The organism is Flavobacterium sp., assembly GCF_043779715.1.
In the GTDB taxonomy this organism is placed as follows: Bacteria; Bacteroidota; Bacteroidia; order Flavobacteriales; family Flavobacteriaceae; genus Flavobacterium.
Map to the genome: position 1 here is coordinate 1 of NZ_JAYWDT010000019.1, position 11,049 is coordinate 11,049.

Below are 11,049 nucleotides of genomic sequence, written 5' to 3' on the forward strand. Positions count from 1 at the left end.
TTTATAAATGACTAATAATGCACGAGTTCTTTTGTTTTTCTCTCCTTTTTTATCGAAAGAATTTTCAACAGCGGTATTTAATTTTTTATAATCAACATCCTCAAAAACTACTTTTTCTGGTTCGTTGTTTCCATAAGGAAAAGGTAAATTGTTGTTTAGTTTTGTTCTTTTCGGAACTTCATAAGGTTTAGATTCGTCAAAATCATCATTTATTAAAGTGGCGCCCAATCCTACTCGATAGATTGCTTTTCTTTCTTTTAAACCATAAACTTTAGAAATAGCAAAACCTTGAGAATTATCAACTTCATTAGTTGCCAAATCAATCATATCAATATCATTGTCACCTTTTTCGATAGTTTCAATCGAACGATTATCAATAAAATGTCCTGAAGCCACACTTTTGGCAGAAAAACCAGAAATCAAATCCAGTTTAGGATAGGTTGTAAAACCAAAATAAACTAAAAATAAAAGTATCGTTAAACCCAGAATTTTGAATAATTTTTTCATTTTCAAATATAATTTTGATGCAATTTAATCAAATAAAGTTTCGATTGTTAAAAAGTTAATCACAAAGAAAAAAAGTGTTTTTTTAAATCTTTTGTCCTTATTATGGTTCAAAAAATAAAGAGCTTAATTATTAACAAACGTTTGATAAAATTCCGTTTCTATTTGACTACTTTTGTATTTAGAATTTTTATAAATAAGGATGTTAGATATAGATAAAATAAGAGCCGATTTTCCCATTCTTTCACAAAAAGTAAACGGAAAATCATTGGTTTATTTCGATAATGGTGCGACTTCACAAAAACCACAAGTAGTTATCGATGCCATTGCAAAGTATTACGAGGAAATAAATGCAAACATTCACCGTGGCGTACATACGTTAAGCCAATTAGCGACCGATGCTTATGAGGAATCACGCATTAAAATTCAAAATCATATCAATGCACAATTCGCTCACGAAGTGCTTTTTACCTCAGGAACAACATTTGGAATAAATCTTGTTGCAAACGGATTTGCTTCTATTTTAAAACCAAATGATGAGGTAATGGTTTCGGCACTTGAACACCACAGTAATATTGTGCCTTGGCAAATGTTATGCGAAAAAACAGGTGCAAAACTCGTTGTAATTCCTATGAATGAAAGCGGAGAATTAATTATGTCCGAATTCGATCGATTACTTTCTAATAAAACCAAAATTGTTGCTGTAAATCATATTTCGAACGCACTAGGAACTGTAAATCCTATAAAATATATGATTACCAAAGCGCATGAAGTGGGATCCGCCATCCTAATTGATGGAGCGCAAGCTGTTCCGCATCTCAAACCTAATGTGCAGGAATTAGATTGCGATTTTTATGTATTTTCAGGTCATAAAATGTGTGGTCCAACAGGAACTGGAATTTTGTACGGAAAAGAAGCTTGGCTAAATAAATTACCACCATATTTAGGTGGTGGCGAAATGATAAAGGAAGTGACTTTCGAGAAAACCACTTATGCCGATTTGCCACACAAATTCGAAGCAGGAACACCAAATATTGCTGGTGGAATTGTACTAGGAACTGCTGTCGATTATATGAATTCGATAGGTTTCGAAAACATACAACAACAAGAAAACGAATTATTAGCCTACGGAACACAAAAATTATTAGAAATAGAAGGTTTAAAAATTTTCGGAACAGCGGCAGTAAAAACATCGGTAATTTCTTTTAATATCGATGGGATTCACCCGTACGACATTGGTACGATTATTGACAAATTAGGAATAGCGGTTCGTACTGGCCATCATTGCGCCCAGCCAATTATGAATTATTTTAACATTCCGGGAACTATAAGAGCTAGTTTTGCGTTTTATAATACCAAAGAAGAAATTGATATATTTGTAGAAGCTGTCAAAAAAGCAAAAACAATGTTGTCTTAAAATTATTTGAAGCTATTCCTGCTATCCGTTGCAATCTTTTTATCGGCGAAAAGCCTCAAAAAAGGATTTCCACTGCTATCAGGGCTAAAAAAATCGTAAAAAACAAACAATATGAAAACAATTGCATTAGTATTTTTAAGTTTATTCCTGACAAAATCATGTCAGACAAAAAAAGGGACAACCGAAAATGCTCCAGTAGCCGAAGTTGTACAAACAGAAAAAACAAAATCTGAAATGAAAGAAAATACGATTCAGATAGGAACAAAAGTTGAATACGAAGCATTATCTAGAGGTTTTTTTAGTAAAATCGTCTTCGAAAACAACCAACTTACAATTGCTACCGATAGAAATAACGCAGAAAAAGGAACTGTTGTTATGCTTACTAAAGAAGATGCTTCTGTGATATCAAACCTGGTTAAAGCGGTAAATCTAGACGAATTGCCAAACCTAAAAGCACCATCAGAAGCAAGAACTTATGACGGCGCAACACATGCAAATTTAACGATTACATCAAACGGGAAAGTATATACTGGAGCTGGTTTCGACGGTGGAAATCCGCCAGCAGCAATCGCAAAACTAGTTTCAAAATTAGTTTCCTATTCAGAGAAAAAATAATGACCATAAAAGAAATTCAAGAAGAAATTGTAGACGAGTTTTCGATGTTCGATGACTGGATGCAACGTTACGAATACATCATCGATCTAGGAAAAAATCTTCCGTTAATAAAAGAAGAATTCAAAATCGATGAAAATATCATCAAAGGTTGTCAGTCGAAAGTGTGGTTACAAGGCGAGCAGCATAATGATAAAATCGTTTTTACTGCCGATAGTGATGCTATTTTGACCAAAGGAATAATAGCTATACTAATTAGAACTTTTTCTAATCAAACTGCTTCGGCAATTCTTGAAGCCGATATGAATTTTATTGATGAAATCGGATTAAAAGAACATTTATCACCAACACGAGCCAACGGATTGGTTTCGATGATAAAACAAATAAAAATATACGCATTGGCTTTTCAAGCTAAAAATTAAAAAAATTATGGAAGAATTTAACGATACAATCAATTTAGGAGAGGAAGCAGTAAAAGTTTTAAAAACGATTTACGATCCAGAAATTCCCGTAGATATTTACGAGCTAGGTTTAATTTATGATGTTTTTGTAAACGAAACACTAGATGTAAAAATCTTAATGACACTAACGTCTCCAAACTGCCCAGTGGCCGAAACTTTACCAAGAGAAGTAGAAGACAAAATCAAAAAAATAGATACTGTAAAATCTTGCGAAGTCGAAATCACGTTCGATCCGCCATGGACAAAAGATTTGATGAGTGAAGAAGCAAAATTAGAATTAGGAATGCTATAAAATGCAAGACGAAATAATAAACAAAGTTGCTAATTCTGTACTCGAAGTTTTCGATTTAGAGGATTATTATGCAAAAGAAATTCGAACACAAATAGATATTTCGCAGTGGCTTTATGAAGGTTTTTTATTAAAAGAAAAAGACTTTCGTGAAGCATTAAAAAATCATGATTGGCCACAATACGAAAATCATTATGTGGCGATACATTGCTCGACCGATGCTATTATTCCTGCATGGGCAAGTATTTTGGTCACAATTCATGTTTCGCCATTCGCTAAAAAAGTAGTAAGTGGCAATTTGCAAGATTTGGAAACCGCTTTGTACCAAGAAATATTAGCAAGCATCGATTATTCTAAGTATCAGGACAAACCAGTAATTATAAAAGGTTGCTCTAAAAAACCTGTGCCAGAAAGTGCTTATATTCTAGCTGTGCAAAAACTACAGCCATTTGCAAAAAGCATAATGTATGGTGAAGCTTGCTCGGCAGTTCCTTTGTTTAAAAGAAAATAGAACTAACCTGTTCTTTTTTTATAAATCGGTAGGAATTTTAAAAAAAAATACGATGAAAAAGATAATTTTAGTTTTAATGATTTTTCTATTTGGTGTAAATGTTAATGCACAATTAAGCGAAAAAGAATTACTAGAAAAAAATGCTACAGCAGCTAGCAAAGTAGAAGACACCACAAATGTAGGTTGGAAACGCACTGGTAACATTGTGTTTTTGTTTAATCAGTCGGCGTTTAATAATGATTGGTTGGGTGGCGGAACAGCAAATATGGCTGGAAATTTAGGTCTTAACTATGATTTTAATTACAAAGCAGAAAAAATAGTTTGGGACAATAAAATCATTGGCTCATATGGTTTGACTAAATTAAAAGGTCAAGACGCAACAAAATCCGATGATAGATTAGAATTTACATCACTTTTAGGAAAAAAAGCAGGCGAAGGATATTGGTATTATTCCTTTTTTCTAAACTTCAAAACCCAAATGGATTCTGGGTTTAAAAAAGTAGCTTTTACAAACGACAACGGAACACCTCTAATCCTTGGAGATGATTTTGCCGATAACATGAATGTTAAAATCTCACATTTTTTCTCACCAGCCTATTTACAAGCGGGTCCTGGAATGTTGTGGAAAAAATCAGACAATCTAAAAGTCAATATTGCGCCAGCAACTTCACGTTTAATCTATGTTCATGATCATTTCACGCAATTAGGTTCGGCTTTTGGAGTAGAACAAGGGAAATCTAGTCGATTTGAATTTGGTGCTGCTCTAAATGGTTATTATAAATTAAACTTGATGGAAAACATTTCGATGGAAAACATCTTAAATTTGTATTCTAATTATCTAGACAAACCGCAAAATGTTGATATCGATTATCAAATGAATTTGGTAATGAAAGTAAATAAATATATTTCTACAAACCTAGCTTTCCAAGCGTTGTACGATGACAATGCTAGAGGTGCTTTTCAAATTAGAGAAGTATTTGGTTTAGGTGTAAATTACAATTTTTAGATTAGAAAAACTTCTGATAAAAAAATCCCAGTTAATAGTTGGGATTTTCTTTTTATAAATTATTATTTTTTGAATAAAATACTATTTATCAAGATGCAAACCGTGCAATCTCGCCACGTATTTTCCAATAACATCAAATTCTAAATTTATTTTTGTTCCGATTTTAAAATTACAAAAATTTGTATGCTCATAAGTGTAAGGAATAATAGCCACACTAAATTCATTTTCCTTAGAATTTACAACCGTTAAACTCACGCCATTTACAGTAATCGAACCTTTTTCGATAGTAATGTTATGTAAATTTTTATCATATTCGAAAGTAAAATACCAGCTTCCATTAGCTTCCTCAATATTTTTACAAATCGCAATTTGATCTACATGACCTTGTACAATATGCCCGTCAAGCCTGTCGCCAAGCTTCATTGCGCGTTCCAGATTCACCACATCATTTATATTCCAACTTGATAAATTAGTTTTGTCAACTGTTTCTTTGATGGCAGTTACGGTATAAACATCAGTATCAATATTTACAACGGTCAAACAAATGCCGTTGTGGGATACGCTTTGGTCTATTTTAAGTTCGTTTGTAATATTAGACGCCACTTTAATATGAACATTTTCGCCGTCTTTTTCTAAAGCTTTGATTGTGCCGAGAGTTTCTATGATTCCTGTGAACATTGCTGGTTTTATTTTAGTAAATTTGCATTCAAAATTAGCAATAAATACGTTGAACTGATGACAAAAAGAGCAGAAAATATAATTGTAGGCATTTCTATAGGAGATTTAAACGGAATAGGTGGCGAAGTAATCCTAAAATCGTTCGAAGATTCGAGAATGTTAGAATTATGCACACCCATAATTTTTGCTAATGTAAAAATCCTTTCATTTCTTAAAAAAGAACTTCGATTAGAAGCGCCTTTGCATGGAATAGATAGATTGGACCAAATGATCATTGGTAAAATAAATGTATTAAATGTTTGGAAAGAAGGTGTAAATATAAATTACGGTCAGCTAGATAATGAAGTGGGAAAGTATGCTATAAAATCTTTTGTAGCTGCAACAAAAGCGCTAAAAGATGGCGATATTGATGTTTTAGTTACTGCGCCAATAAGCAAATCGAATATTCAAGCCGAAGATTTTAAATTTCCAGGTCACACCGATTATTTAGACCAAGAATTAGAAGGCGATGCGCTAATGTTTATGATTCAAGATAATTTACGCGTAGGATTACTTACAGACCATGTTCCCTTAAGTGATGTGGCAAAACATTTGACCGAAGAATTAATTAGAAAAAAAATAAAAACAATTAATAAATCTCTAATTCAAGATTTTGGAATCAGAAAACCAAAAATTGCAGTTTTAGGGCTCAATCCACATTCTGGAGATAATGGCGTTATTGGTGACGAAGAAGATAAATTAATCAAACCAACATTAAAAAAGATTTTTGATGAAGGAACTTTGGTTTTTGGTCCATTTTCTGCCGATGGTTTCTTCGGAAGTAACCAATATGAAAAATATGATGCCGTAATTGCGACCTATCATGATCAAGGATTAATACCTTTCAAAACCTTGTCTTTTGGGAAAGGGGTCAATTATACAGCGGGTTTAAACAAAGTAAGAACATCACCAGATCATGGAACTGCTTTTGAAATTGCAGGAAAAGGTATGGCTAACAATAATTCGTTTTTAGAAGCAATATATGCAGCGATAGATATTTTTAAATCTAGAAATGAATACGAGGAAATAACGATTAGACCGCTTAAAACAAAAGAAAAGCAGTTATAAACAAAAAAATGTTGATAACGCTTTTAAGTTTATAAAAAATTTATATCTTTGCACTCCCTAATAAAGGAACAAATTGTTGTTAAGATGAAAGTTACAAATGAATTTTTAATCCCATTTATAGGATTAAAGCTAGGTAAACATCAGTTTGAATACCAAATTAGTAAAGCGTTCTTTGAGCACTTTGACTTTGACGAATTTGAAAGCGCCAACATCAAAGTAAACATAGTATTAGAAAAGAAAAACACAATGCTTGAATTAAATTTCAAACATTCAGGAACGATAAACGTTCCGTGTGATTTAACTAGCGAAGATTTTGATTTACCAATAAAAGGAAATCTAAAACTCGTCGTTAGATTTGGAGAAACATTCAATGACGAAAATGAGGATTTACTCATCTTGCCAATCGGAGAACACCAAATAGATGTTGCACAGTATATTTATGAAATGGTTGTCTTATCTATACCGCTTAAAAAAACGCATCCAGGTATAAAAGACGGTACTTTAAAAACTAAAGCACTATCTAAACTGAAAGAAATAAGTGTTACTGAACAAACACAAGAAAAAAATGTTCAAGAAGAAACAGAAATAAAAACAGAGAATACAGACCCGCGTTGGGACAAATTGAAAACACTATTAACGGATAAATAATTTTGCAAAATGGCACATCCTAAGAGAAAGATCTCCAAAACAAGAAGAGACAAAAGAAGAACTCACTATAAAGCAACTGTTGCTCAAATCGCAACTTGCCCTATAACTGGTGAAGCACATTTATACCACAGAGCTTACTGGCATGAAGGTAAAATGTACTACAGAGGTCAAGTAGTTATCGATAAGCAAATAGCTGTTGCTTAATACAGTTTTTGTATAAAATACCTAACTCTCACTAAGTGAGAGTTTTTTTGTTGACTATAACCGAAAATAAAAATTGATACAAAAAAACTTTTCGTTTAAAGTTTTTTTGTAACTTCATCGTCTTTTAAAATTTGAGTTTTTAAAAGTATTATTTGAACTTTATGAATACAATTACTGCCGCAATTACTGCCGTTGGCGCATATGTTCCCGAGTTTGTTCTTTCTAACCAAGTGTTAGAAACCATGATCGATACTAACGATGAATGGATAACAACTCGTACAGGAATCAAAGAAAGAAGAATTCTTAAAGAAAAAGGAAAAGGAACTTCTTATCTTGCTATAAAAGCTGCACAAAACCTAATCGAAAAATCAGGAATAAATCCTGCAGAAATAGATATGGTAATTATGGCAACCACAACACCAGATATGCCAGTGGCATCGACAGGAGTTTTTGTTGCTACCCAAATAGGTGCTGTAAATGCCTTTGCGTATGATTTGCAAGCAGCTTGTTCTAGTTTTTTATACGGAATGTCAACTGCAGCAGCTTATATACAATCAGGACGTTACAAAAAAGTATTATTAATTGGTGCCGATAAAATGTCATCAATAATCGATTATACTGATAGAGCAACCTGTATTATCTTCGGAGATGGGGCAGGAGCTGTTTTATTCGAACCAAATACTGAAGGTCTTGGACTACAAGATGAGTATTTACGTTCGGACGGAATAGGTCGCGATTACTTAAAAATTGATGCTGGAGGTTCTATTTTACCATCATCAAAAGAAACAGTTGAAAATGGTTTACATACTGTATTTCAAGACGGAAAAACAGTTTTCAAGTATGCCGTTTCTGGAATGGCTGATGTGAGTGAAAAAATTATGGAACGTAATAATTTATCGAACGATGATGTAAACTGGTTGGTAGCACACCAAGCAAACAAACGTATTATCGATGCTACTGCGCAACGTATGAATCTTGACGAATCGAAAGTTTTGTTAAACATTCACCGTTACGGAAACACCACTTCGGCAACTTTACCATTATTGCTAAGTGATTTCGAAAACCAATTAAAAAAAGGAGATAACCTTATATTTGCTGCTTTTGGTGGCGGGTTTACTTGGGGATCTATCTATTTAAAATGGGCATACAACAAAAAGGACTAAATGATTCAAGAATTGAAATATTAAATATTTCGATTTTTGAATTTTTAAAATAATAAAAACCATAACTAAAACGAATAACCATGGATTTAAAAGAAATTCAAAATCTAATCAAATTTGTAGCAAATTCAGGTGTTGCAGAAGTAAAGTTGGAAACAGGTGATGTAAAAATCACTATTAGAACAACTTTAGAAGGTAGTACAGAAACAACATATGTACAACAAATGCCTGCGCAAAACATGTTACAGCAAGCGGTTGCGCCACAGCAAATTGCACCAGTAGCAGCAACTCCAGTTGCACCAGCTGCAGACGAAAATGCTAAATATATTACTGTAAAATCACCAATTATTGGAACTTTTTACAGAAAACCATCACCAGACAAACCAATGTTTGTTGAGGTTGGAAGCACAATCGGAAAAGGCGATGTTCTTTGTGTAATTGAAGCTATGAAATTATTTAACGAAATCGAATCTGAAGTTTCAGGTAAAATCGTTAAAATTTTAGTAGACGATTCTTCACCAGTAGAATTCGACCAACCATTATTCTTGGTTGATCCATCATAAAGAAATTATAAATGCTAAATTTTGAATGATGAATTCCATCGTTCAAAAAAATTTAAAATTCAAAATTTAAAATTTCAAACGATGTTTAAAAAAATATTAATAGCAAACAGGGGCGAAATAGCACTTCGTATTATTAGAACCTGTAAAGAAATGGGCATTAAGACCGTTGCGGTTTACTCTACAGCTGATGCTGAAAGTTTACACGTAAAATTTGCTGATGAAGCAGTTTGTATTGGACCGCCACCAAGTAACTTGTCTTACTTAAAGATGTCAAATATTATTGCCGCTGCCGAAATTACAAATGCAGACGCAATTCACCCAGGTTACGGATTCTTGTCTGAAAACGCTAAGTTTTCTAAAATATGTCACGAGCATAACATCAAATTTATTGGTGCTTCACCAGAAATGATTGATAGAATGGGAGATAAGGCTTCGGCAAAATCGACTATGATAGAAGCAGGAGTTCCTTGTGTTCCGGGTTCAGTAGGAATTTTAGAATCTTATGAGCAAGCAGAACAATTGGCTTCTGAATTTGGCTACCCAGTTATGCTTAAAGCAACTGCTGGTGGTGGTGGAAAAGGAATGCGTGCTGTTTGGAAACAAGAAGATTTACTAAAAGCTTGGGAAGGCGCTCGTCAAGAGTCGGCTGCCGCTTTTGGAAATGACGGAATGTATCTTGAAAAACTAATCGAAGAACCTCGTCATATCGAGATTCAAATCGTAGGAGATTCTTTCGGGAAAGCATGTCACTTGTCAGAAAGAGATTGTTCTGTACAACGTCGTCACCAAAAATTAACTGAAGAAACACCATCTCCATTTATGACCGATGAACTTCGTGAAAAAATGGGATTAGCAGCAGTAAAAGCTGCCGAATATATTAAATATGAAGGAGCGGGAACGGTTGAGTTTTTAGTAGACAAACACCGTAATTTCTACTTTATGGAAATGAATACTCGTATCCAAGTAGAGCACCCAATTACAGAACAAGTTATCGATTACGATTTAATTCGTGAGCAAATTATGGTAGCTGCTGGAATTCCTATTTCAGGAAAAAATTATTTGCCACAATTGCATGCTATTGAGTGTCGTATTAATGCGGAAGATCCTTATAATGATTTCCGTCCTTCACCAGGAAAAATTACGGTATTGCATTCGCCAGGCGGACATGGAGTTCGTTTAGATACGCATGTTTACGCAGGTTATACAATTCCGCCAAATTACGATTCGATGATTGCAAAGTTAATTACAACAGCGCAAACACGTCAAGAAGCCATCAATAAAATGAAACGCGCTTTAGACGAATTCGTAATTGAAGGAATCAAAACTACCATTCCTTTCCACAGACAATTAATGGATGACGAAAGATATGTTTCAGGTGATTATACCACAGCATTTATGGATACTTTCAAAATGAAAGAGCAAAGATAAATTGACAATCCCACTTGAAAGAGTGGGATTTTTTACTTTAAAAAAGTAACTTTGCCTTTTATAATTTTTTAATGAACAACACCTACCCAAAGACCGAAAAGCTAAAAAGCAAGACGACTATCGATTTACTCTTTTCGGAAGGGAAATCGGTATCTAAATACCCGTTGCGATTGGTTTATGTACCTGTTGATTTAGAAAATGACGAGCAAATAAAAATGGGCGTTTCGGTTTCTAAAAAATATTTCAAAAAAGCAGTCGATAGAAATTATTTTAAACGTGTTTTGCGAGAAACGTATCGTTTAAACAAACATTTATTATTAGAAAACTCAGAAAAAAAGTACGGTTTTATGTTTTTTTATCAAACTAAAGACCGCTTGTCTTATCAAGAGATTAATGAAAAAACGATTCATCTGTTTCAGAAATTCGTGGCTTCTATAAAAGAGTAATTAATTTTTTTACAA

At 33.4% G+C, this 11,049-nt stretch carries 14 protein-coding genes and 1 pseudogene; 13 read left to right on the forward strand and 2 right to left on the reverse strand.

Annotated elements, in window-relative coordinates; translation table 11 throughout:
• Window positions 1-507 (reverse strand): annotated as a pseudogene (locus ACH2BG_RS00630) (serine hydrolase); the annotation flags it as partial.
• A 199-nt stretch (window positions 508-706) separates the two neighbouring features.
• Here ACH2BG_RS00630 and ACH2BG_RS00635 point away from each other — a divergent pair.
• The 6 genes from ACH2BG_RS00635 to ACH2BG_RS00660 all read left to right on the forward strand — a co-directional run bounded on the left by ACH2BG_RS00635 (window position 707) and on the right by ACH2BG_RS00660 (window position 4,800).
• Window positions 707-1,921, forward strand: coding sequence for an aminotransferase class V-fold PLP-dependent enzyme (locus tag ACH2BG_RS00635; RefSeq protein WP_395045805.1), 1,215 nt, complete (start codon window positions 707-709; stop codon window positions 1,919-1,921).
• A gap of 111 nt (window positions 1,922-2,032) precedes the next feature.
• Complete coding sequence (locus ACH2BG_RS00640) at window positions 2,033-2,536, forward strand: hypothetical protein (RefSeq protein ID WP_395045806.1); 504 nt, start codon at window positions 2,033-2,035, stop codon at window positions 2,534-2,536.
• Window positions 2,536-2,955, forward strand: coding sequence for a SufE family protein (locus ACH2BG_RS00645; protein WP_395045807.1), 420 nt, complete (start codon window positions 2,536-2,538; stop codon window positions 2,953-2,955). The genes ACH2BG_RS00640 and ACH2BG_RS00645 overlap by 1 nt, the downstream gene beginning before the upstream one ends.
• 7 nt (window positions 2,956-2,962) lie before the next feature.
• A complete protein-coding gene (locus tag ACH2BG_RS00650; protein WP_394758888.1) occupies window positions 2,963-3,286 on the forward strand; it encodes an SUF system Fe-S cluster assembly protein in 324 nt (107 codons plus the stop codon).
• A 1-nt stretch (window position 3,287) separates the two neighbouring features.
• Window positions 3,288-3,794, forward strand: a complete 507-nt coding sequence (locus ACH2BG_RS00655) for a DUF2480 family protein (RefSeq protein ID WP_395045808.1) — start codon at window positions 3,288-3,290, stop codon at window positions 3,792-3,794.
• A gap of 52 nt (window positions 3,795-3,846) precedes the next feature.
• Complete coding sequence (locus tag ACH2BG_RS00660) at window positions 3,847-4,800, forward strand: DUF3078 domain-containing protein (RefSeq protein WP_395045809.1); 954 nt, start codon at window positions 3,847-3,849, stop codon at window positions 4,798-4,800.
• An 81-nt stretch (window positions 4,801-4,881) separates the two neighbouring features.
• Here the strand turns inward: ACH2BG_RS00660 and ACH2BG_RS00665 are convergent, their stop codons facing one another.
• Entirely contained in the window at window positions 4,882-5,478 is a 597-nt protein-coding gene (locus ACH2BG_RS00665; RefSeq protein ID WP_395045810.1) for a riboflavin synthase, read from the reverse strand.
• A 57-nt stretch (window positions 5,479-5,535) separates the two neighbouring features.
• On the opposite strand from ACH2BG_RS00665, the gene pdxA reads away from it, so the two are divergent.
• The 7 genes from pdxA to rnpA all read left to right on the forward strand — a co-directional run bounded on the left by pdxA (window position 5,536) and on the right by rnpA (window position 11,034).
• Complete coding sequence (gene pdxA / locus ACH2BG_RS00670; protein ID WP_395045811.1) at window positions 5,536-6,585, forward strand: 4-hydroxythreonine-4-phosphate dehydrogenase PdxA; 1,050 nt, start codon at window positions 5,536-5,538, stop codon at window positions 6,583-6,585.
• An 84-nt stretch (window positions 6,586-6,669) separates the two neighbouring features.
• Complete coding sequence (locus ACH2BG_RS00675) at window positions 6,670-7,233, forward strand: YceD family protein (protein ID WP_395045812.1); 564 nt, start codon at window positions 6,670-6,672, stop codon at window positions 7,231-7,233.
• Window positions 7,234-7,242: 9 nt separating this feature from the next.
• Window positions 7,243-7,437, forward strand: coding sequence for a 50S ribosomal protein L32 (rpmF, locus tag ACH2BG_RS00680; protein WP_394759578.1), 195 nt, complete (start codon window positions 7,243-7,245; stop codon window positions 7,435-7,437).
• A 161-nt stretch (window positions 7,438-7,598) separates the two neighbouring features.
• Window positions 7,599-8,600, forward strand: coding sequence for a beta-ketoacyl-ACP synthase III (locus tag ACH2BG_RS00685; protein WP_395045813.1), 1,002 nt, complete (start codon window positions 7,599-7,601; stop codon window positions 8,598-8,600).
• Window positions 8,601-8,680: 80 nt separating this feature from the next.
• Window positions 8,681-9,160 carry an acetyl-CoA carboxylase biotin carboxyl carrier protein gene (gene accB / locus ACH2BG_RS00690; RefSeq protein WP_395045814.1) on the forward strand — a complete coding sequence of 160 codons (480 nt, stop codon included), beginning with the start codon at window positions 8,681-8,683 and terminating at the stop codon, window positions 9,158-9,160.
• Window positions 9,161-9,241: 81 nt separating this feature from the next.
• Window positions 9,242-10,588: an acetyl-CoA carboxylase biotin carboxylase subunit gene (accC, locus tag ACH2BG_RS00695; RefSeq protein ID WP_395045815.1), complete on the forward strand. Its 1,347-nt coding sequence runs from the start codon at window positions 9,242-9,244 to the stop codon at window positions 10,586-10,588.
• A gap of 71 nt (window positions 10,589-10,659) precedes the next feature.
• The gene (gene rnpA / locus ACH2BG_RS00700) at window positions 10,660-11,034 is read left to right on the forward strand and encodes a ribonuclease P protein component (RefSeq protein ID WP_395045816.1); all 375 of its coding nucleotides are present in this window, start codon (window positions 10,660-10,662) and stop codon (window positions 11,032-11,034) included.
• The last annotated feature ends 15 nt before the right edge of the window (window positions 11,035-11,049 follow it).